We start from the raw sequence: 24,409 nt of genomic DNA, 5'->3' as shown, positions 1-24,409 counted from the left end.
CCGTTGGGTTCGTTTTTTCTTATCATCGAATACATAGTGCTTCTTATAGTTATAGAAATAAAAGCTTCTGTATAATTATATTACTATTTGTTTATCACTTTAATTATAATATATTTTTATGTCTTAATTTAGGGATATAGCGCAATGATGAAATTTAGGATATTCGGTAGTTTTATTTTCTTTCTTTTAATATATAGCTTTCAGGTTTCAGCGCAAGAAAACAGGCCAAATCAGGTTTCTATAACCCAGTTAGCTGATGGGGTATGGCTGCATACATCATATTATACTTACCCAAATGGTACAGAATTTCCCTCAAATGGCTTAATTGTGAAAGAAGGAGATAGTTTAACCCTTATCGACACAGCGTGGGGGGAATTACTCACTTTAGATTTACTCGAAGCAATTAGCTCAGAAATAAAACTGCCAGTAAGCAAAGCATTTGTTACGCATGCGCACGGTGACCGAGCTGCTGGTGTCGATGTACTTGAGTCTAAGGGAATCAATGTTTTTGCTCATCCATTAACTGCTCAGTTAACCATAGAGCAAGGCGCGGCAGTACCTAACAATATTATCAAAGAACTTAGAGTAGCAGATTCAGTTGTTAAATTTGGCTCTCTTGAACTATTTTTTCCAGGCCCTGGGCATGCAATGGACAATGTTATGGCGTGGTTACCTGAAAAAAGAATCTTATTTGGTGGCTGCGCAGTTCGGTCACTTCAGTCATCATCTGTAGGTAACCTAGTTCATGGTGACATACACTCTTGGCTTAATATAACAAAGCAATTAAAAAGGAAATTTAAAAGTGCAGTGATTGTCGTCCCTGGACATGGCGCTGTTGGTGGATATGATTTACTCTCACATACAGAAAAAATAATAACCGATCATCTCAAATAGGTATAGGTTATGGCGGCTTTAGGCTCACATTGAACATTCTAAGGCCGCTTTCTCCCTTGTGCTTTGCGCGCCAAAAAAGTACGTAGAATCTCGCTTGAAAGTAACATTAAATTCGCTTTGTATTATTTGAAACTCGCCTTGCCGAATTTGGCTGGTAATGAAAAATGAACCTGCAGATACTGTTAATTAAAAGTAAATTCTTTTAAATCTGAACACACATCTAAAGGTTAAATATGCACACAATAAATAAAAAGGCATTAGCAGTTGCTGTCGCTTTAGCTTGCTCATTACCTGTACATGCACAAAACGAAAATCAGCAGGATATTGACAATAAAGTATCAAAAGAGCCGCAAAGTGGCTTAGAAATCATTTCTGTTACGGCAACAAAACGCAAAACGAAGTTGATGGAAACACCGGTAGCAATTACGGCGTTAACAGAAGCTGAGCTTAAAAAAAATGGTGTTAATAATATTAAGGATATTGCGAACCTTGTTCCTAGTCTTGATATTTCAACAGCAACAGACCAATCAGCACCCGTTATTTCAATGCGCGGGGTACGCTCAACCAACCTAACAGAGCTAGGTGATCCAGCGGTTGGTGTGCACTTAGATGGTGTGTATTCACCTAGAATGCAAGGTGCACTTGCACTTATGTATGATATTGACCGTGTTGAGGCATTGCGAGGTCCGCAAGGTACCTTATTCGGCCGAAACTCTACGGTGGGTAGTATCAATGTCATATCTGCAAAGCCACAATTTGAAAACTTCTTTGGCAATGTGAATGTTGAAGCAGGTAAGTACAACAGTAAAAACATTGATGGCATGATTAATATTCCAATTAATGAGGAGTTTGCAGTTCGTTTCGCTGCAAAAGGTTTGAAGCGTGACTCCTACTTAGAAGGCTACTACGATCCTAACCAATACGATACTCGCAGGCTCTCTGATGATGTATTAAATGCCCCAGTAATATCTGAAGACTCATATCAAGGCGTGGGTCAAACTGTCACTCAAAGAGAAAACTGGTGGATTGATGGTGCTGGTACAGACCCTGAAGCACAAAAAGTTCGCGCATTAACACCAGCGGATAAAAGTGATTTTTATAATAATGCCGATGAGTATTCATTTCGTATCAGTACACTTTGGGAGCCATTAAATGGTAATTTCTCAAACCATACGGTTTTCCAAAAGTACGTAAACAACAGCAGCAATAATCTTGATTTAGTTAACTGTGATAAGTTAAGAGGGCGCCCAGCTGAAATGGGAGGTGATTGCTCAAACTTTTTGCCAAGTGATAACACATATCAGGCTGTCGTGAATGTCCCAGGACAATTAGATTTAGATATCACATATCTTCGCAACACGTTAAATTATAACCTAAATGATGAATACAATATTGTGTGGTTGATGGGTTATGAAGACATGGAAAGAGAGTCTTCACAAGACAGTGAAGTGGGACTTGACCCTTGGGATGGTGCCACTTACTTCCTAGACGGCACTGGGGCTGAATCGTTTTCAACAGAATTACAACTTCAATCCGATGAGTACGGTGACTTTATATGGATTGTGGGGGCAAACTACTTCCACGAAAAAACAACAACAGTGGGTTATTATGATAATCCAATGGATGATAAAGCGTTTTGGGACCAACCGGATCGCTCAACAGATGCATTTGCCATTTTTGGTCAAGGAACATACAAACTAACTGAGAAGTTACATGCAACTTTAGGCTATCGTTTTAGTGATGAAACAAAGCAAGACAAAGGCGGCAGAACGTATCGATGCTCAAATGCAGATGGGTGTGCTGTAGGTTGGTTAAATAGAACAGAACTAAATAATCTTCCAGTCGACTATTACGAAGACCCATCTATCTATGCGTCTTACTTTGAAAATGACAACAAAGGAAGCTGGCAGCATCATGACTTCCGTGTTGGCTTAGATTATGACATTTCATCAGAAACCATGCTTTATGCATACTTAGCGAGTGGCTTTAAAGCGGGCGGTATTGGTGATGTATACGAAGTAGTTAACGATAGAACCGGTGACGTTACACGATTCGAAACGAAGTTTGACCCAGAAGAAGTATTAACGTGGGAGCTAGGTGCTAAATCAAGCTTTTTTGATAACTCACTTAACTTAAAAGCTGCTTTTTTCTATACAGATTATACCGATATGCAGTACGCATCGGTAGGTTCGATTGGTAATGTTGAACGCTTATCAGTTGTGGAAGATGACAACGGAACACCGATTTTAGGTGATGATGGCGAGCCTCTTCTTGATTATCAAAATCAACCCGTGATTGCATATTACACGCAGAATGTTCCAGCATCGACGATTAAAGGTATTGAATTCGAATTTGACTGGAAACCATATCCAAATGGTCGTATCACAGGTTACGTAACCTGGACTGATGCTAAAATTACGGAAGATTGGAATACCAAGTGGGACTATGATTCTGAGTATCTATTCGATATCTCTTATGAAGAATCAAAAGATCCTGAAAACACATTGTTAACCACTAACCTCAAGGGTAACAATCTAGCAATGACACCTAAATACACTGCGAATATTAGTTATACGCATACGTTCAATTTAGGTGAATATGGCTTTATTCATGGCTGGTTTAACGCAAGCTGGAAAGATAAATCGTATTCAACGGTGTGGAACCTTGATAAGCATTTAGATGATATGGATTTCGCTGTTTCAGACGAAGCGACACAGTATATCGATGATAGCCGAGATGCATTCGCGGTTTATAACGCTTCTTTGAAATATGAGCCGCAAAGTCAAAAATGGTATGCAGAGCTGTTCATCAATAACGCATCTGATGAGACTATTCAATATTGGAACAACACAAGCAAAGGTGTACCAAAAGGTAGTTTCGGTATGCCGAGATATTATGGTGTTAGAGCCGGTTTCTCATTTTAACCCTACTACTAAGCGCTCTCATATTGCTCAGCAATATGAGAGCTAAACAGATTATGAGGCAAAAAAATGAAAAAGTTTTGGCTACGTATATCAATTTTCTGTATCGCATTTTTATCCCCTTGTCTAAGTGCTAACTACTTTAAAGATAACTTTTCTTGGGGTTACGACACCAGTATTTGGACTGCACGACAAGGCAATAATGGCACGCCATTTGGTTGTACTTTTCAACCTAATATGCAAAGCCCCAGTGAACATGGTTTAACGCTGTCATTATCGCAGGGCACATGCTCAGAGTTACAAAGTAATCAGTTTTATAGCTATGGCAAAATACAAGGTCGTTTAAAATCAGGAAATGTTGCGGGTACAGTTTCATCGATATTTACTTACACATCATGGTGGGATAGCCCAGGTCGAGCATGGCAAGAAATTGATATTGAACTGCTGCCTTCTCTTGGCAATGTTGTACACACAAATATTATTTATCAGCCGCAAGGTGGGGTATATCAGAGCTGGGAGCAAGACATCGACCTAAGTCAATATGGGCTCGATTATCGTGAAAACTTGCTGATGATAGGTTTCGATTGGTCCAGTCGTGTTATTCGTTGGTATCTTTATGATGCCAATGGCCAAGAGCAAACTATTCGTATCGTTTATAAAGATAATGGTGATGGTGTGCTCGCAAATAATGAGATACCAGCCTACGCTTGGCCAGTGGATAACACCAAGATTATGATCAATCACTGGCATGGCGATAACTCACAAGAAGCCAATTACTTTCCTGGTCAATACTATGGCACTTCATCATGGGTATATTATGACTTTATTGAATACATACCTAATTAATCATTTAATTTTCAACGTGTTGTTTTATAGGTTTTAAATGTCTAGATTTAAATTTTCACCGCTTGTATTAAGCCCATTAGCCTTGATTGGACTTGTTTATACTCAGTGTCCGCTTGCTGTCGAGGTAGGTCACGTAAAATGGCCTGATGTAAACACTAAACTTAAGCAAGACCCTGCTGTTGAGAAGCAGGTTGACGAGCTCATTCAGACGATGACAATTGAGCAAAAAGTAGCGCAAATGGTTCAACCTGAAATCGGTTATTTAAGTGTCGAGCAAATGCGCAAGTATGGCTTTGGATCGTACTTAAATGGAGGTAACACCGCGCCTTATGGTAATAAACGTGCCTCGATGAAGCAGTGGCTCCAATATGCAGATGAGATGTATCAGGCATCAGTAGATGCTTCATTAGATGGGGCTGCAATCCCGACGATTTGGGGCACAGATGCAATGCATGGACATAGTAATGTTTATGGAGCTACGTTATTTCCTCATAACATTGGTTTAGGTGCAACCAGAGATAAAGATCTAATTAAACGTATCGGTCAAGCTACAGCAAAAGAAGTTTCTGCAACTGGAATAGAATGGAGTTTTGCTCCCACTGTCGCAGTGGTCAGAGATGATCGTTGGGGCAGAACGTATGAGAGTTATTCTGAGAACCCAGATTTAGTTAAAGAGTATGCCGGTGAAATGGTTGTTGGTATTCAAGGTAGCATCAACAATAATTTCTTAAAAGCGACAAATCGTATTGCAACAGCAAAGCACTTTGTTGGTGATGGTGGAACCGAGCGAGGTATAGACCGTGGCAATACTATTATTGATGAAAAAGGGTTAAGAGACATTCATAGTCCAGGCTATTTTTCAGCGATAAATGAAGGGGTTCAGTCAGTTATGGCGTCCTTTAACAGCTGGAATGGCCAACGTGTGCATGGTGATAAATATTTACTAACTGATGTACTTAAGAAGCAAATGGGCTTTGATGGGTTTGTAGTTAGCGACTGGAATGCCCATAAATTTGTTGAAGGCTGTGATTTAGAGCAATGTGCTGCTGCTATTAATGCCGGTGTCGATGTTATCATGGTCCCTGAGCACTTTGAGGCCTTTTATCATAACACGGTTGCGCAAGTGAAAGATGGCACTATCTCTGAAGAAAGAATTAATGATGCTGTTCGACGCTTTTTGAGAGCGAAAATAAGATGGGGAGCTTTCTCAAGAGGTAAACCATCAAGCCGTTCTGAATCACAGCATCCTGAATGGTTAGGCGCTTCTGAGCACCGTGAGCTCGCTAGAGAAGCTGTTCGTAAGTCATTAGTGTTATTAAAAAATAATGACCAAATACTCCCTATTAAAGCAACAAGCAAGATATTAGTTGCTGGCGATGGTGCCGATAGTATTGCAAAGCAAGCGGGTGGGTGGAGTGTTTCATGGCAAGGCACAGACAATACTAATGACGATTTCCCAAATGCAACGTCAATTTATGCCGGTTTAAAGGAGCAAGTTGAAAGTGCTGGTGGTCAAATTGAACTAAACGAAGCGGGAAACTACTCCGTTAAGCCAGATGTAGCGATTGTTGTTATAGGCGAAGAACCTTACGCAGAATGGTTCGGTGATATCGAGTTTCTTGAATATCAATATAAAACAAAAGCTGATCTTGCATTACTGAAAAAATTAAAGGCTGATGGTATTGCAGTTGTCACCGTATTTTTAAGCGGTAGACCGCTTTGGGTAAATAAAGAGCTCAATGCATCTGATGCATTTGTGGCTGCATGGTTACCGGGCTCAGAAGGTGAGGGGGTAGCAGATGTGTTATTGACAGATGCGAAGGGTAACACTCAGTTTGATTTCTCAGGTAAATTAAGCTTTTCATGGCCAAAGTATGATACGCAATATACATTAAACCTAGGTGACAAAACTTATGATCCATTATTTGCTTATGATTATGGATTAACTTATCAAGACACGGTTAATGTGCCTTTATTAAGTGAAGATACAACACCTAAAAAGGTGGCAAATGATGACGCTAAGCCTTTATTTGTAAGAGGACTTTCAGAGAACTTAGTGTGGGAACTGAAAGATTCAAAAACAGCAGCCATTGAAACAACAGGCTCTTCGGCAACCAGTGGTGATGGTACCAGCTTGTTAATGCAGTCTGTTAATTTGTCTTATCAGGAAGATGCAAGACAGTTCATTTGGCGAGCTGGGGCAAAAAAAGCAACCTTGAGCTTAAGCTATCAGCAGCCTGAAGTACTGAGTGATGCGAGTAAATCTGGTTTTCTTGAACTTAAAATGAGAATTAACACTGCGCCAAGTAATCAGGCTCAATTGCAAGTAATGTGTAATGAAGGAAATTGCTTGCGCAACATTACGTTTGAATCAATAGAAGCCTTGATGAATGATAAGAAATGGCATACGTTAGCCATACCGTTAAATTGTACATCTGCGTTAAATAATACGACAAAGGTGGCAGAGGTGTTAAATGTTTCAGCAAAGGCTGCCAGCTTAGCTGTTGCTGATATAGCACTGTCTAGTAAACCAAATGCAGATGCTTATTTACTCACATGCTCTGACTAAATCTTAGTAAAGCTGATGGGCAAGTAATGCCTATCAGCTTTACCTTATGGATTGAATAATTTGAATACTAGTAACCCTCGCGGCCATTTATTTTGGCTGTTTCAGATTTGTGGTTGGGTTGTTTACGCAATGCTAACCGAATTGATGATTAAAGTCCCAAGTGATGAGCCTTGGACTATCCATATCCCGCATTTGATTATTGATACAATTTGTGGGTTTATAATTACCCTCTCCCTTAGAAAAGTATTTACTTGCATCAACTTTATAGAGCTAAAGTTGAAGATTGCACTTCATATTTTCATTGTCATAACTGCAACGTTAATTTGGACACAAATTAAGTGGATAACACTGCAGTGGTTTTATGGAAACTTTTGGCAGCCAATGACATGGTTTGATTTTGGAACATGGACGTCGGCGTCATTAACAGTGCTTTCAACTTGGACCGCGTTTTATTATGGGATTAAAATTTATTTAGATAATTTAGAACAAACGCAAAAAGCAGCAGAAGCCACACACTTAGCTAAAGAATCACAATTAAAAATGCTGCGCTATCAGCTGAATCCCCACTTTATGTTCAATAGTATCAATGCAATTTGTACATTGATTTTGAAGAAAGAAAGTTTAGAAGCTGTAAAAATGCTCGAGAAACTGTGTGATCTATTGCGACATAGCTTATATACAGATCCGCTGGAAAAAGTAACAATTAAAGAAGAAATTGGCATTCTTAGCAATTATTTAGATATAGAAAAGTGCCGTTTCACAAATAAGCTTGTTGTTGATATTTCTGTTGCAGATGGCTGCAACGAGTTACTGATCCCATCTATGTTGATACAACCCCTTGTAGAAAATGCATTAAAACATGGCATGCGTTCAAACCAGCTAATGTGCATTACTATAGCCATAGAAAAAACTAAGAGTTATTTAAATATAAAAGTGTCTGATACTGGCAAGGGATTTGGTGATGAAAGCACAAATAAAAGAGGGATAGGATTAGCAAATTGTGAGCAACGTTTGAAGCTAATGTACGGAAAGTCACACCGTATAGAAAAGGGCAACTTAAGTGAAGGTGGTGCTTGGGTATGTATAACATTACCTATGAGTGGTCATAATAAATGATAAAACTAAACACGATACTGGTTGATGATGAATACAGCGCCGTCGAAGGTTTACGTATTCGACTTGAACAATTTCCTGAAATTAATATTGTTGGTAGTGCATGCAGTGTTGACGATGCTATTGAGCTTATAAATAACAACGAAATTGATTTAATCTTCTTAGATATCGAAATGCCCACCAAGTCTGGCTTTGAATTGATAAAGTATTTTCAACCCGAAGCATGTCCAGCAGTCATTTTTGTCACTGCTTTTCATCAACATGCAGTACAAGCTTTTGAAGTTAGAGCTATCGATTATTTATTAAAACCAGTCAAACTAGACAGGCTTGCAGAAGCTATAGAAAGAGTTGTAAGTAACGTAAAGTTATTCCAAAAAAGTGAGTTGATAGCGCTACAACAAGAAGTGAGTAACAAGGCTGAGCAAAACAAACACTCAGCCAATCAGTCAGACTATAATTTTGATAGTGATCACTTGGTTATCCGGGATGCTAAAAACCCGATTCAAATAATTTCATTCACCGATATTCTTTGGATTGATGCAGCTGGTGATTATATGTGTGTGCATACTGCAACCGAAACCCATGTTATGAGAGCTAGATTAAAAGAACTTGAGAATAATATGCTGCCTGAGGCCTTTTTGCGGATCCATAAGTCTACCATTGTCAATTTAACTTATGTAAGACAGCTTGAGCCATTGCGCAACTCAGAGTACATGGCAACCTTAACTACTGGTAAAACATTAAAAGTAAGTCGAACCTACAGTAAGCAATTAAAAAAGCTGATTTAAATAAATCGGTGCTGTTTACAATACCTCGTTATAAACAGCACCTTACTATGCAGTAGTATTTACGGCTGTTTTGACCAAACTGATTTTAGAATGTTAACCCCAATCGCACCGAGAACGATACCTGTTACTTTATCAATATAAAATGCGGCTCTAATGAATTTTTGTCTGATAGTCGTTTTTGACAACATATAAATAATAGCTACATCCCAAAAAAAGACGACTAATGTCATCCATACTCCTAAAAGTACTTTAAAGCTAATACTGACTTCGGGGGTTAGTGCAACAGTAAACAAGCTTAAATAAAATAATAAATTTTTAGGGTTTAAAATACCTGAGAGAAACCCAGTTACAAACTCTTTGCAAAAGCATGATAATGAAAATTCACTTGCAGTCTTAGTGCTTGTAGAAAAGTTAGCGTAGGCATTTTTAGGTGCTTTTAATGCATGATAGGCAATATACATTAAAAATAAGCCTCCAATAACTTTGAGCGTTACCATCAAACCAATTGAGGTGGATAATATGGCGCCAACTCCAATTAAGCATAAGGTAATATACACAGCATTAGCAGTTGCAATACCTAACGCAACGCCAATGGCGTTTTTTTGGTTACCTTTCAGCGCACTTTTAACAACGAGTACAAAATCAGGCCCTGGACTCAGTAATGCCAGAAAGTGTGCAGCTGCCACTGAAATAAAAATACTTATTAAGCTAATATCCATTAATTCCTCAAAGTCTATATATGAAAAATGAAGAGCGGGCTAAATTAGGCGTTCTTCCTTGCTTTAATTGAAAACACTAAAGGAACTTGATGTCCTTTGTGAAGTAATTGGTAACCTTTATCATGAACATATTCTAAGCCTTCAAAGCAGTCATAAGGGCTATATGGGTATTCGTCGAATGATTCTATCGTCAAACCAGCCTGAATGAGTGAGTTTATAATGTCACTAATTGAGTGACTCCAGGTTACTGTTTTTGACTTTGTACCATCACAATTTTCGGTGTATGTTCCTTCTTCTTCAATGGTAGGTTCAGAGTCATGAAAATAAGAGTAGCCATTTAATAACTCATTAAAAGAGTGAAATTCAACCAGACATAAAGTGCCGCCAGCTTGTAAAGAGTTAGCAATTACCTCAGCCCATCGATTTAAATCTGGTAACCAATTTAGAACACCATAAGAAGTGTATACAATATCAAAAAGTTGCTGGTTGATAGCGTCAAAATCGTAAACATTACTTTCGATAAAAGTGGCTTCTAAATTTAAGTTTTGTTTGAGCTCATTGGCATACTCAATTGCAGTAGGCGACAAATCAACACCCGTTACACACGCGCCAAGCCTTGCCCAAGAGAGCGTGTCTTGACCAAAATGACACTGTAAGTGCAATAGCGATTTATCTTTCACATCTGGGAGTAGGGCAAGCTCGATGGGATTGAGTGAGTTTCTCCCATTTTTAAACATTGGTATATTGTAAAAACTAGACTGGGTATGAAGATCAGTTCTTTTATTCCATGTATCTCTATTTACTTTAATATAATCCATATGCGTCCTATCCAGCTAACTTCTAATTAGGCATTGCTCAATCATTGCAGCAATGCCTAATAGAAATAATAATATATTATATTTTACACAACAAACATAAGCCTTTAGTCACATAGAGAACCTAGCTCAGCAACTGTTGTTTTCCAGTTCGATTTTTGATTATCATCTGAGAGAATGACAGAGCCAAAAAAGTTAACTTTCGGCTTTTCAAAACCACAATATTCGAGAGTGTAGCGGCATAACTGTTCTACTACGGGCTTTGCTAGTTCCTGAGCGAGCTCTTGGGGTGTATCCATGGTTAAGATCACTCTCGCAGTTTTGTCAGTTAGCAGTGGCGTCGGCAATAAGCTGTTTTGTTCGAATTTAAAGGTCACACCGGGTAAAAATACGCGGTCGAAAAGGCCTTTTAGTTTAGCTGGTACACTTCCCCACCAAATTGGCGCAATAAGTACTAGATGATCGGCCCATTTAAGTGCATCAGTAAAGGTGTCTAGGCATGGCTCGAAAGGTTGCACTTGGTCATAGCCGAACATCAGGTTAGGGTTAAAGTCCATTTCAGAGAGTTTAAATATGCGGATATTCGCCGCTTTTTTAGCTGTAAACTCATACGCACTCGTTAATGAATCAGCAAAGCTATGGGCTTTAGGGTTTCCGTTTAAAATGAGTATATTTTTCACAATTACTACCTCTATGTATTAGGAAATAATTGCAAGTCTAAAGCCTCCCCTTAACGGGAGAGTCAATCATTTTTTGAAAAACAAATAAATACGGTACATTAAATATATAGAATGTTATATGTAACGAAGCTGGTTTTTTCTTTTAACTCTTAGTAAGCCAGCGGAAGGATTTATGCAAAAAATCCACAGCGTTTTTCTCAATTAGCTCGCCATGGGCCATAACCAAAATTTCAGGCTGCCAGGCTAGCATCTGTTCAAAATGTTTTCTGGTCTTGGCTTTGTTAAACATAAAACTTAGACGCCAATCGATAGGTGTTTTTCCATCAGGGGCGATGATCCCAACGCCCTTGGCTATCCATTTTTGCAAAGGGTTAAAATTATCACCCGAAAAGTTTTCTACCAAATCAGTAACAATGAGTGTTTTAGAGCTTTTATGGAAAAACACACACTCTTCCATAAGAGGGGAGCCTGTAACTAAGACTTGGTTAATTTCATTTTGCCACTGCCACGCTAAATCGTCATTTAGGGACGCATCAAATGAGATATCGCTACGCTTTTTGATGACTTCATCAGTGCCATAGATTTGCGCATCTGGATATTTTGTTATCCATTGGGGTAAAAACAGGTGATGTAAATGATTTGGTGCAATAAGGTATTTGACCGAGCCTAACTGATCTATTTGGGTTTTTAACGCATCACTTAGATAGATAGGACTATGAACCCACAGATCGCCATTTGCGAGTTTAATGACTGTCATTCGAGTTGTAAAAGGTAAAAAGAAGAATTTTACTGCTTCACCATCAAAAATCCAAATGTCGTTTGCTAACTTTTCCATATTATTCCTTAATTAGAATTTAAGTTATCAAAAAAAAGATTAGTTTATTGAAAATGTTAATTTAGATTGTACTGCTTGTTCTAGGTCTACATGAGATACTATAAACCCTCCACTAAAGGGGAGAGTCAACTAATTATTTAGCGTTAATAATCCCAACACATGAATCGATTTTGGCTATTTTCTGTTCTGTTTGCTCAATTTGAGCTTGCAAACGGGCCTTTAAGTGTACTAAAAACTCGCTTATCTCAGCCCAGTTTGCTTCCCCGTTTTCATATTTTATAAACCCTTTTAGCTCAGCTAGTGTAACCCCCAACAGTTTTGCTTCTGCGATTAACCTCAATACTTCAATGTGCTCATTGGTGTAAACACGGTATTTTCCTTGGCGTTTTGGGGGGACAATAAGCTCTTTTTCTTCGTAAAACCGAATAGCTTTAACAGATAAATTCGTTTTTCTTGCTACTTCACCGATAAACACCTGTTACTCCATCTATACATCGATATTATTCGTTATATTTAAATAAGCGGTTAGTTTCGCCTTTTTCAAGCTCTCAAGTTAAATGTGTTGTTGAGTCGCGTATCAGTAATTCAGGTGTGAAAATATGCTCTATATTCGAGAGACTTTGTTTATATACTTGTTTTAACACCAAGTTGGCGGCCATGATCCCCATTTTCTCTACCGGGTTATCAATGGTTGTCAAAGTTGGGTACAAGTAATTTGTAAAATGAACATTATCGAATCCGACGATAGCTAAGTCTTTTGGTAGATCAAGCTGATGCTCTCGAGCATATTTCATTACACCAGATGCCATTTCATCATTTGCACAAACAACAGCAGTAAATTTTATGTTGTTGTTAAAGAAATGCTTTAAGCCGTTATACCCACCGGTTTCTTTAAAGTCACCGACAAATAGAGTTTGCTCATTAAAAGTAATACCGTATTCTTTAAGTGCTTTTTTGTGACCTTCTAGTCGATCAAATGCATCGGGTTTAAATAACGGGCCCGCAATGTATGTTATATCTTTATGGCCTTGAGCAAGTAAGTGCTTAGTTGCTAAATATCCGCCCATCACGTTATCCAGACTAATGCAGTTTTCTTTCATTTTATCTACATAGCGGCTGATCAAATAAATAGGGGTTTTACCTTTGTTTAATTTTACTAGATACTCATCACTAACAGCTTCAACATGAGCAATGATTGCATCGCAATTACGTGAAATTAAAAATTCTAAGCCATTCTTTTCTTTGTCTTCTTCACTGTGTCCCGGCGTAATAATGACATGTTTTCCGGCAGCTCTTAATTGAGCTTCGATAGCAGACATCATCTCACCAAAAAACGCGCCATCTAATTCAGACACTAAAATACCCACACTATTAGTGCAATTTGAAGCGAGAGAGCGAGCTATTGAATTTGGTTTGTAACCAAGCTGCTCCATCGCATCGAGGACTTTTTGTTTGGTTTTTTTGCTGACGTAGTCATTTTCATTTAACACCCGAGATACGGTTGATAAAGAAACGCCAGCGAGCTCTGATACCTGATAAATAGTTGCCATAATTACTGTTTGATATAAACCTTAACTGTTTAATTTACAGACTTGCACGCCTAATTGCCAAGTCTTCTGTTATTTTTTCTGTCATTTCAGATGTTAATGGATAAAAGGCCATCAGTGCTGCGGCTATTAGAGCAAACGCTGCTGGTAGCCAACTCATTAGTAGTATCATGCCATCGAGTGAGTGTGCAATGGTGGTTTCGTCCATTCCGTCATAGCCATAACTTGCAAGTACAACAAGCACTAAGGCTCCGGCAAATCCACCCCCCGTTTTTTGCACGAAAGTTCCTGCTGAGTATATGAGGCCAGTGGCACGGCGCTTATTTTTCCACTCAGAATAGTCTGCACTATCCCCAAGCATTGTAAAAAACAGGGTAGGCATCATGGCTGCGAAGAATTCAGACAGACAACCCATAACAAAGATCAGGCTGAGGTTATCATTTGGCAGCCAAAAGAAACAAATGGTAAAGAAGGCACTTAGTAATAATGAAGCGATAAACAAAGTACGTTTACCCAGAATCTCAGCTAATTTTCCTGTACTTAACGCGCCGAAAATTGAGACGATTAATAAAGCTATAAAGTATTGGCCAGTTAAAAGCTCATTACCTACGTAATATTTAAAATAATAAGCAATGACACCATATTTAATGCCATTAAACATCATTGTTAAAAAGCCCATACCTAATAAGATCAGCCATGGTTTATTTGTAAGTAAATCAACCATATCTCGTTGAGTGCCACTTAGCTTACTATGATCGCTTGCAAGTAAGCGACGAATTACGACAGTCATAAAAATCATTGTTGCCGCAAAAAACAAACCGGAGTAGAGCTCGCGATAATAGAAAAATAATGTGATCGCCAATAAAGGAAGAATGATAAAAGGTAAGCTTTTACTTAAATCAGTTAGCTCAGTTTTTAGTGAAACTTGCGTTTTTGTTGCAGGTTGAACGCGCTCCTTTGTACTTACAAACGTGATTAACATGAGTACAGTGAGTAAGGCTGCAAATACATACATAGTGTATTGGTAACCTTGTGCGCTATTTCCTTCCCCAAAGTATGCAACTAAATCAGGTAAAAAGCCCATAACTAATAAGCCACCTGCAAATGCTCCGGCAAAGCGAAAGCCAGACAGTTTAGTTCGCTCTAGATCATCACCAGTCATAACCCCCATTAAAGCAGAGTAGGGTACGTTACTTACCGTATAAGCTAGAGTGAGCCCTATATAAGTGAAATAAGCATAAAATAGCTTAGCTGCTGGGCTTATGTCAGGTGTTGTGAAGCACAACACCATAAACAAGGCTAGAAAAGGAGTTGACCACAATATCCAAGGACGAAATTTACCGAAACGTGTTTGCGTTCTATCTGCAATCATCCCCATTATTATATCTGTCACGCCATCTGATAAGCGCACAACTAAAAAAAGTAACGCAGCAGCGGCGGCAGAAATACCAAATGTGTCTGTATAAAAAACGGCTAAATAAGCCAAAGCACCACGCCAAACTAAATTAGCGCCGGCATCGCCCATCGCGTAGCCTATTTTTTCGTAGATGGGAAGAGTGTGTTTTATCATTATTGTTGTCTTATTATCGGCGCGTGATTAACTGACTATATGCTTTACCACTTAGCTTTACTGTTCGTACTTGTGTATCGTAATCAACATGAACAATTCCGAAGCGTTTTGAATAACCTTCTGCCCACTCGAAATTATCCATTAAGCTCCATGCAAAGTAGCCAGCTACATCAACACCTTGTAATATGGCATCATTCACTGCATTTAAATGGGCATTATAATAGTCGATACGATCTTGATCGTTCACCTCTCCATTCTCCATTTTGTCCGCCATAGCAGCTCCATTCTCTGTAATATAAATTGGCGGCAAATCATATTTTTGATGCAAGGAGTCTAATAATTCGGTCAATGCAGATGGGTAAATTTCCCAACCAATATCGGTCATCGGCGCTTGGTGAGGCAGTTCATGGTAATAATCTGTATCACTTGCTTCATAACGCAGTCTGGTATAAAAATTTACGCCTAAGAAATCTAAAGGTTGGCAAATAATCTCCATGTCGCCATCTAGAATGTCAGGTCTGTGAGCGGGTGGCAACTGCTCTATGATGTCAGGGTAAGCTCCTTGCATTATAGGTTTCATATACCATTGGTTTATATAGTCATCAGCAAAAGCTGTTGCTGCAATGTCTGCTTCGCTTGATGATACGGAATAACATGGAGTAAAGTTAAGCACGATACCGTTTAACGACTCTGGGCTATTTTTAGTTAGCACCTTCATTGCTAAACCATGGGCAAGTAATAAATGATGAGCGGCTTTTCGGCCAAATTCACGGCCTTTGATGCCCGGAGCGTGAACGCCTATTTCATAGCCCAAATACGAGCTGCAGAAAGGTTCATTCAACGTTGCATATGAATATACTTTTCCAGATAGCTCTTTACTAACTAGATCAACATAACGAGCAAACTCATACGCTGTTTCACGATTTAACCAGCCGCCCTTATCCTCTAAATGCTGTGGTAAATCCCAGTGGTATAAAGTGACGAATGCTTTAATATTTCGACGCATTAACTCGTCTAAAATATTAATGTAAAAGTTAATACCTTCTTGATTTAAGGTACCGTCTAACTTTATGACTCTTGGCCAAGAAATTGATAGGCGATAGGCATCTACACCTAAAGAGTCGATTAGCTCAATATCGTCTTTCCATTTTTTTACATGCTCACAGGCGAAATTACCGTTTGAGTTATCAGCTATTTTTCCTGGGGTCGCACAGAAAGTATCCCAAATACAAGGGAGGCGCTTATCAGCTGCTCCTTCGATTTGAAACGAAGCCGTTGCAACGCCATAGATAAAGTTTTTGCTAAGCATTGTTGAGTTTTTTGGTAACGTGAGCTGAGTCATGTAAAGAAACCTTTGATAAACAAATGCAAGTAAATCTTGCAGCTAAATTTAAGTTGTTATGGTAGCGCTTCCATCTTTATGCGTATTGCATGATTTGAAAGTTGTTGCGTTGTTTATGGTAGCGCTTCCATATTTAGGTTAGAGGCTATTGTCCAAACGGTCAACCGTTTATTTTGTTTAGCCTGAAAACAACCTAGGTAAGTCATTTTAATATTTAATAATTAATGAGTTAGTGTTAGGCTTTTTTTTAGTTATAGTGACAATTTAAGAGCTGAAAGTTGAGTGGTTAGATTATTTTCTCCGTTGAGTCATGGTTTTTACTTTTTAGCATTTTTACGCTAAGTGTTTTTAGTTATCACTAACCCTTGACGCCTAAAATCCTCATTAAGAGAGGCCTAACTCAGTTTGTAATTACTGTAAAGCGAGCGCTTAAAAGCGGCTTTACAGTAAATTTTATTATGCATATTTTAACAATAATCGTATCGGCTTTACTGTGGGCTCAGTCATCTATTCGACAGTACTTGTTAATAAACTCTTTATGAGTTGGCAATTGCGCTAACCGATGGGCAATTTGTTGTTTAATGCCTTGCATAAAGCGACTTAACTCTTGGTCATTCATTAAAGAAGCAACATAATGATATTGTTTTGGTTTAACACCTTGCCCAAGCATGACTTGAACCCAAGAGTCGACACGGAAAATATCGCCATCATCTAAAAATACTCGGCCAGTTTCTTTAAATAATGCGATTTTATGAGCAAGTGACTCAGGAATTTCCATAGCTTGGCAATGACGCCAAAATTCACTGTCTTGCCTATCCGTAACTTTATAATGCAAAACAATAAAGTCACGAATACTTTCGAGCTCTGACTTCAATTGCTTATTATATTCATCGATAGCTTGTTGTGTTACACCAGCAAAAGGATACAGGCGCATAAACCGAATGATACCGGTCATAATCAAGTGGATACTTGTTGATTCAAGAGGTTCTAAAAAGCCACTGGCAAGACCTAGCGCTAAACAGTTTTTGTTCCACCCTTTACGCCTACGACCAGTTTTAAATTTAATGATTTTTGGTTCGGTTAGGGTGTCTCCAATAAGGTTATCTAATAGTAATTTAGTTGCATCATGGTCATTTAAATAGCGGCTGCAATAAACTAAGCCATTGCCAACTCTGTTTTGCAAAGGAATTTGCCATTGCCATCCTGATTGATGCGCAATAGAACGCGTGTAAGGGAGAGGGTCTGATGTTCCTTTTGTTTGTACCGCAACGGCACTGTCGCAAGGTAATAAATGAGACCAATCTTCAAACCCTGTATGTAAGGCTTGCTCGATAAGTATGCCTTTGAAACCAGTGCAATCAATAAAAAAATCACCCGCTATTTCAGTGTTATTATCCAGCGATAAGCTTTTAATAAAGCCATTATCAGAATGTTTATTTACCCGTTCAATTTTACCTTCTATACGTTTGACACCGAGGTTTTCTGAAAATGCTCTTAAAAATGTAGCATAACGACTGGCATCCATATGAAATGCGTAATTAATTGGGTTTTGAGGGCTAATCCCAAATTTACCTTGCTTAGCTGCCTGTAGTTCATAGCAGTAATCTGCGAAATCATCGGTATTGCCCATTTTTTGCCAATGCAACCAAAAATGGTGGAACTCTCCAGCCCAACATTCTTTACCTGTCATACCGAAAGAGTGAATGTAATCACTGTTTGGCTGATGCCAATTCTCAAAGCTAATTCCCAGTTTGAATGTGGCTTGTGTGGCCCTCATAAATTCTTGTTCATCGATACCTAGCAATTTATGAAAGGTACGAATAGGTGGAATTGTTGCCTCTCCAACACCGACAGTGCCGATATCATCTGATTCAATTAAGCAGATTTTAATATCTTTATTTAGTAATTTAGCTAACGCGGCAGCTGTCATCCAGCCTGCGGTACCACCGCCAGCTATGACTACTTGTTTAATTTGTTGTTGTCTCATTTTGCCACCTTACTCCCTTTGTAATTGTTCTAATAACAGTCGATTAGTGGGTAGTTTTTGTAAGTATTGCGCAATCTTCTTGCGATTGAGTTGGTAGAGTTTTTGTGCCATCTGATATGTATGGTTATCAAGCTTTTTTGTTTGCTTGGTTTTGAAGCCCATGCCATAAAGCACGTATTGATAACTCGCAGAAGAAAAAATTTCTTCATTTTCTATAAAGTCAAATCGGCTGGGAGCTTGATATTGCCATAGTTTTAGCAAGCTCTGTAATTCACTTGGGATACTTTTATGGTGGTGGTTATCGGACCAATAGCTACTATCATCGCGACTACTCAATACATAATGTAGCTTTAGAAAATTGATGACTTGCTTCCAGCGGTACCTAAAACGTTTATTAAAACGTTTTCTCAACAACTGCATGTGTACTTGGTCTACAGGCATTTGTTCACTTAGCATGCTAATACTTAATTCAACCATTGCTAACGCCGAAGCTTCTAGTGGCTCTATAAATCCTTGCGACATTCCTATTGCAACACAGTTTTTATGCCAGAATACTTCTCTGTAACCAGGCGTAAAGCGTAATGTTCTTGTTTCAATATTGTTAGCTTGTTGAATGCCAACAGATTGTGCAGCATAACTTTTTAGTGTTTCAACAGCAGTTTCAACGTCACAATATTTATCACTAAATGTATAGCCAATACCGCGTCTAGTAGGTAATCCTATATCCCAAATCCAGCCAGCGGATTGTGCGGTGGATAAAGTCGCTGATGCAATATCTTGAGAAGGGCTTTCGTAAGGCAAGTGCGCTGCCACAGCAGTATTATTAAAAAGAATGTGACTTTGATCTAAAAATGGGATCTGGTAGTGCTTGGCTATTAACAGTCCTTGACTACCAGAGCAATCAATAAACAAATCACCGTTAATCACACCATTATTCTGTGTAGTGACACTTTCAATGTAGCCTTGAGCATTATTATTGGCGTGGAGGACATTATCGAGAATGCGTTTTACATTGAGTGTATTTACACAATGTTTTGTGAGAAATTGTGCGAATTTATGGGCATCTAGGTGATAACCGTAATTTGTAACACCCGCATATTCAGGTGTATTCAGTTGTTTAGGCGCAAGGGTAGCTTGACAAACAAAGCTTTGCACGTTCATTGCATCGGCGTATTTTTGTTCAGAAAACAACTGCTGCCATGCTGCATGAACATCATACTCATTATAGCCTTCAGGAACCATGAAAGGGTGATAATAGTTATCTGCCTGTTCTTTTCCCCGCCAGTTTATGAATTTTGAACCTTGCTTAAAAGAGGCATCACATTGCTGTAAAAAGTCAGTTTCTTTTATGCCAATTCGTTGCAATGTATGTCGCATCGATGGCCACGTCCCTTCACCGACACCGGAAATACCGATATCAGCAGATTCAATTAAGGTGATACTTTTATCTGGGTGTTCTTTGGATAGTAACCCAGCTGTAAGCCAACCGGCAGCTCCACCGCCAATGATCACAATATTATTAATTTTTTTGCTCATATGCTTACTTTAAATGTTAAAGCCGCTTCAATTAAGCGGCTTTATACCTATTCGCAATAATTGTTCATCTTTTAGGAAGTAAACTTATCGTAATTAGTCTACAAAAGAGACTCATTTAAACTAATTTAACAGTACTTTTGCCTTCTTACGAAATAGTTTCTAGCCCCAGTTGTTCACTCAAATATGCGAATAGGCATTTGGCTGTATATACAAAACGTAATATACATTTTCTACAGTAATAGGTTAGAAGTTATAACGTACACCTAAATTGTAGCGAGCCCCATTTTTGTCTAAATTCCATAACTGTGCTTTATATCGACCATGTTGACGGTTGTCTTGCTCAGTAATGTTAATTCCCTCTAAGAAGAAAGACAGTTGTTCACTGTAGTTATAAGCCACATTAAAATCGATTTGATAATATTCTTCAGTAAATGCGGGCTCATTTACATAACGTGCAGCATTATTTAAGAATTTATCACGCCAGTTATAGGCTATACGAGCTTGAAATTTATCATTCTCATACATTGCAATGAAATTCGCAGTATCACTCAAACCAACTAATGCAAATTGCGTTGTTGTTGGGTCTGCTGCGACATTGAAGTCAACATCACCATTTACAATCGTATAGTTTGCCTGAAAACCAAAACCTGAATCACCAAAGAAATGCTGTATTGCAAGTTCATAACCATCTATCTTGGCGTCTTTGTTATTGGTAGGGACTTGAGCTGTAAAGTCCATTAACGGGTCATCGCTATTAGGTAAAATATCGTATGCGGCTTCAAACTCTTCATAAGACATTGAATCAAAAGCGACCCCATTTTCCATTGCAGCAACCATTTGGAATAGGTTTGAATCAGTGACAGCTAGACCTCTTGCCTCAAGTTCAGCTTTTGCTGCTTGTGCGCGAGGGCCTGCAGATACATCTCGTAAGCCATAGTAATTTTGAGTCATAGGTGTTAAGCCTATGAAGTTATCAACTTTTTTATTGTAATAACCGACAGAAACATAGCTAACATCGCTGTAATACCACTCGGCTGAAACATCGATATTATCTGATTCAAGCGGCACTAAGCCTGGGTTACCAGTCGACGCAGGTGCATTGGTTGTACCTGGAATTAAACTAGGTCCAGTAGGCACTCCCACTGTCGCAGCAGAGCTTAAATTATCATAAGTAGGTCGTGCGATTGTTGTGCTATATGAGGCTCGAATTTTCACATCTTCAACTACGTTAATATCAAAATCTACGCTAGGTAAGAAGTGGTCATAATCAGAGCTTAGAGAATAATCTTGCTTATCAGTACCATATCGCACATTAAAGTCGTTGTTACCTTCCCATGCAACCGCATTTGGTAAATCAATATTTGCTGTTGATGTGATATCAGTCGTTTCGTATCGAGCACCAACTAAGAGGTTAAATGGCATATCGCCAATCTCACCTTGATGTTTATATTGTACGAAGGCGGCTTGGATATCTTCTTTTATTGTACGATTTGTTGCAAAGGCGCCGTCAGCGGCAAAATTAAAGCCGTACTGGCTTGCTGCCCAATAACCAATTTCAGATGCGCTACCTGTGAATCCTTGATCAAACGAACCTGAGGTATTGTAGCCATCTAGTTCACTTAAGAAGTTTGTAGGATCAAGGTAACCGTCTGGTAACTCTCCAGGGTTTTCAATCCCCCAGTTACCCATCGTATTACGTGTAAGAGATTGTAATGAATGACTTTCCATTGAACGTGATTCAATACCAAAATCAATTACGCCTGATTCGATTTCATATTTACCGAGCAAACGAAATTCATCAACGGTTGATTCTTGGCGTGCGAAGTTAGAGTCAAGAATAGAAGTACCTACATCATCTTGGTCTAATACACCATTACAGTTTAAATTAGCACGGCTGCAATCATCAAAATCAATCACCATTGATGGTAATTTGCGGCTAAAGTCAACTTCTTGAGAGGCAACAACATTTGCACCTAATCCTGCATTTACCCAACTGCCGTAAGGCGCATCAGGTTCACTCGTTGCCTTTGAGCTGTGCGCATCAAATACAAAACTAAGTCGATCATTAACAAAGTATTCAAGGTTTAAACCAATAGAGTCATTTTTATTAAGCTGATTTAGCTCTTGTAAAGCTAAACCGAGATCTCGTGTGGATAAATCTCTGCGCTCTTCTTTATAGTAAATTGGAGTTTTAACTGCATTATCATCAAAAATTAAATGCGTTTTATAGTTATCCATCCAGATAGATTGCTCAGCTCGCGACTCAAAGAGCTCTTGTTGTGAGTATGTATAATCAAGAGTTGCTGTTAATGATTCAACAGGGCTGTATTGCAACGTTAATTGCGCATTTGTACGTGTTCTTTCACGATCCGCAATTGTATATCGAAGGTCTGAGGGCATTGAATAATACTGTCCCATAGCAGGTGCGTTTTCGATAACAATATCATCTGCAGATTGAGGGATCGTGCCGTCGTAAGCTGTTGTTCGCCACTCGTTTACAAAAGCTCCTGCAGCCGAACTATCTCTTTTTTGAACGCTTGCAGTAAGCGAAACCCCAAACTTAGCTTCTTCGTCTGTCCAACTAAAAATGCCTGAAATTTCGGGTGTAATATCATCACCTACACGATTTGTTGTGTCGTGCATGGCCTTAACACCAATATTCGTGATCAAACCTGGATTGTCTAAAGGACGAGCAGTATTGATATTGATTGTGGCACCAATACCGCCTGATGCGATATTTGCTTTTCCTGTTTTATATACTTCAACAGATTTAACACTTTCTGATGCCAGATTAGCAAAATCATAGGCACGAGAGTTTGGTGAGCCCCCGCCAGCAGGAAGTGAGGCGGCAGGCATGGTACGCCCGTTTAGGGTTACCATATTATAATCTGGACCAAAACCACGTACTGTAACTTTAGAGCCCTCACCATTACTGCGGTCTATCGATACACCTGTGATACGTTGTAAAGACTCTGCTAAGTTAGTATCAGGGAATTTACCAATATCTTCTGATGAAATCGCATCAACAACACCCGAAGAATAGCGTTTTAGTTGTGTTGATTCTTTGATACTACCTTTAAACCCTGTTACTTGAATTACTTCAATGTCGTCGTTGTGTTCAGACTGCTCAGCATAAGCTGATAAGCAGGTGCTAGCACCTAAAAGCAAAGATAAGCTGGAAGCTAACTTTGTTCTTTTAAAGTTATGGCTTGGCATCAGGTTTCCCTCGTTCTTTATCGTTGTTATTCATGCTATTAGAGCATGATATTGTTGTCGAAATTGATTATTTTTCAAATCTGGAAGCGCTACCATAAAGAGGTTGAAAACCGCCCTTATGAAAGCGCTTCCAGAAAAGAGTAGTGTGATTTGCAGTTTACGTCAACAGCTATATCAACAAATTGTTAAAAAAGTTGCGTGAAAATCGAACGGATATTGATTGTTATATTTAACGGGTGGTAGGGGATATTGATAATTTTAATGGGAGCCATATACAACTCCCATTAACTTAGTCATTTTTAATAAGCAGCCTATTCTCTAAAAAATGATAGTGAGACCGAGATAAATATGTAAACGGCCAGTATTTTACTTAGTTATGCTAAAGCTACCTTGCATTATTGCCGAATGTCCCGGGGGTTGCGCAGAAAAAGATATATTCTTCTTTTGTATTTATAAGCGACGTTTTGAAAGATATCGAGGTTGATTCACCTCCCCCTATAACTTTAGAAACAGCGATTGCTCTAGAGTCATTTGGCTTTACATAGTTATTCTCGAAGCCGGCTTCATAGCTATCATTTGTTAATCCAACTAAATCCTCTTTTTTTGAGATAACCAAATTATGTCCCATTAAAGTTGCTGGTAGCTTGCCAGAGTTTTTTAGGTTTATAGTAACGGAAGTACAACTAGCAGATACGTTTATTTCACTTTTAGAAAAGTGCATTTCGTTTGTGGCTTCTATATTCACAATGCAATTATCTTGAGCCAAAGCAGGAAAAATAAAGCTTGCAAAGAAAAGACCTAATAAGGTGCTGCGGATAGACATTGAGCCTCCAGTTAAATGTTAAGTTATTTAGGTTTGAACTTATCAAGTAACGCTTTAACTCTCTAACGAGTAAATTAAATCTAATCAATTGATAAAACAGATGATTTAAAGCTATTTTTAAAAATTAAATGCTCAATAAAAGTTGGTTTCACATTATGAAACTATAAGTCAGTAAGGTAATTCATTAAATAACAAGTGCTTAGCTTTT

The 24,409-nt window shown here is 38.6% G+C and carries 18 protein-coding genes; 6 read left to right on the top strand and 12 right to left on the bottom strand.

What is annotated here, in order from left to right; genetic code table 11:
- Positions 1-144 precede the first annotated feature (144 nt).
- From bla to EVU92_RS19760, 6 genes are all read left to right on the top strand, one after another.
- Positions 145-894 (top strand): subclass B1 metallo-beta-lactamase, encoded by a 750-nt coding sequence (gene bla, locus EVU92_RS19785; protein WP_130052860.1) that lies wholly within the window; start codon positions 145-147, stop codon positions 892-894.
- A 233-nt stretch (positions 895-1,127) separates the two neighbouring features.
- Positions 1,128-3,818 carry a TonB-dependent receptor gene (locus EVU92_RS19780; protein ID WP_130052859.1) on the top strand — a complete coding sequence of 897 codons (2,691 nt, stop codon included), beginning with the start codon at positions 1,128-1,130 and terminating at the stop codon, positions 3,816-3,818.
- 66 nt (positions 3,819-3,884) lie between these two features.
- Entirely contained in the window at positions 3,885-4,661 is a 777-nt protein-coding gene (locus EVU92_RS19775; protein WP_130052858.1) for a family 16 glycosylhydrolase, read from the top strand.
- 37 nt (positions 4,662-4,698) lie between these two features.
- Positions 4,699-7,230, top strand: coding sequence for a glycoside hydrolase family 3 protein (locus EVU92_RS19770; protein WP_130052857.1), 2,532 nt, complete (start codon positions 4,699-4,701; stop codon positions 7,228-7,230).
- A gap of 60 nt (positions 7,231-7,290) precedes the next feature.
- Entirely contained in the window at positions 7,291-8,346 is a 1,056-nt protein-coding gene (locus EVU92_RS19765) for a histidine kinase (protein WP_240701340.1), read from the top strand.
- A complete protein-coding gene (locus tag EVU92_RS19760) occupies positions 8,343-9,131 on the top strand; it encodes a LytTR family DNA-binding domain-containing protein (RefSeq protein WP_130052856.1) in 789 nt (262 codons plus the stop codon). Before EVU92_RS19765 ends, EVU92_RS19760 begins: the two co-directional genes overlap by 4 nt.
- Before the next feature lie 59 nt (positions 9,132-9,190).
- Here EVU92_RS19760 and EVU92_RS19755 read toward each other — a convergent pair whose 3' ends face one another.
- From EVU92_RS19755 to azu, 12 genes are all read right to left on the bottom strand, one after another.
- A complete protein-coding gene (locus tag EVU92_RS19755; RefSeq protein ID WP_130052855.1) occupies positions 9,191-9,850 on the bottom strand; it encodes a LysE family transporter in 660 nt (219 codons plus the stop codon).
- A 44-nt stretch (positions 9,851-9,894) separates the two neighbouring features.
- On the bottom strand, positions 9,895-10,668 hold the full coding sequence (locus tag EVU92_RS19750; RefSeq protein ID WP_130052854.1) for a class I SAM-dependent methyltransferase: 774 nt from the start codon (positions 10,666-10,668) through the stop codon (positions 9,895-9,897).
- Positions 10,669-10,772: 104 nt separating this feature from the next.
- Positions 10,773-11,345: an NAD(P)H-dependent oxidoreductase gene (locus EVU92_RS19745; protein ID WP_130052853.1), complete on the bottom strand. Its 573-nt coding sequence runs from the start codon at positions 11,343-11,345 to the stop codon at positions 10,773-10,775.
- A 142-nt stretch (positions 11,346-11,487) separates the two neighbouring features.
- Complete coding sequence (locus tag EVU92_RS19740) at positions 11,488-12,180, bottom strand: DUF4336 domain-containing protein (RefSeq protein WP_130052852.1); 693 nt, start codon at positions 12,178-12,180, stop codon at positions 11,488-11,490.
- Positions 12,181-12,313: 133 nt separating this feature from the next.
- Positions 12,314-12,655, bottom strand: coding sequence for a MerR family transcriptional regulator (locus EVU92_RS19735; RefSeq protein WP_130052851.1), 342 nt, complete (start codon positions 12,653-12,655; stop codon positions 12,314-12,316).
- A gap of 73 nt (positions 12,656-12,728) precedes the next feature.
- Positions 12,729-13,730, bottom strand: coding sequence for a LacI family DNA-binding transcriptional regulator (locus EVU92_RS19730; RefSeq protein ID WP_130052850.1), 1,002 nt, complete (start codon positions 13,728-13,730; stop codon positions 12,729-12,731).
- A gap of 34 nt (positions 13,731-13,764) precedes the next feature.
- Positions 13,765-15,297 (bottom strand): MFS transporter, encoded by a 1,533-nt coding sequence (locus EVU92_RS19725; RefSeq protein ID WP_130052849.1) that lies wholly within the window; start codon positions 15,295-15,297, stop codon positions 13,765-13,767.
- Positions 15,298-15,310: 13 nt separating this feature from the next.
- Complete coding sequence (locus EVU92_RS19720) at positions 15,311-16,639, bottom strand: GH1 family beta-glucosidase (protein WP_130052848.1); 1,329 nt, start codon at positions 16,637-16,639, stop codon at positions 15,311-15,313.
- Between the two features lie 499 nt (positions 16,640-17,138).
- Entirely contained in the window at positions 17,139-18,626 is a 1,488-nt protein-coding gene (locus EVU92_RS19715; protein ID WP_130052847.1) for a tryptophan halogenase family protein, read from the bottom strand.
- A gap of 9 nt (positions 18,627-18,635) precedes the next feature.
- Positions 18,636-20,162, bottom strand: a complete 1,527-nt coding sequence (locus EVU92_RS19710) for a tryptophan halogenase family protein (RefSeq protein ID WP_130052846.1) — start codon at positions 20,160-20,162, stop codon at positions 18,636-18,638.
- Positions 20,163-20,405: 243 nt separating this feature from the next.
- Positions 20,406-23,378 carry a TonB-dependent receptor gene (locus EVU92_RS19705; RefSeq protein ID WP_130052845.1) on the bottom strand — a complete coding sequence of 991 codons (2,973 nt, stop codon included), beginning with the start codon at positions 23,376-23,378 and terminating at the stop codon, positions 20,406-20,408.
- Positions 23,379-23,763: 385 nt separating this feature from the next.
- Positions 23,764-24,201 (bottom strand): azurin, encoded by a 438-nt coding sequence (gene azu, locus EVU92_RS19700; RefSeq protein ID WP_130052844.1) that lies wholly within the window; start codon positions 24,199-24,201, stop codon positions 23,764-23,766.
- Between the last annotated feature and the right edge of the window lie 208 nt (positions 24,202-24,409).

Origin of the sequence: Pseudoalteromonas sp. MEBiC 03485, from assembly GCF_004195145.1 — a bacterium.
Classification (GTDB): Bacteria; Pseudomonadota; Gammaproteobacteria; order Enterobacterales; family Alteromonadaceae; genus Pseudoalteromonas; species Pseudoalteromonas apostichopi.
The sequence above is the reverse complement of the archived record's forward strand: the minus strand, read 5'-3'. Positions and strand labels throughout refer to the sequence as shown.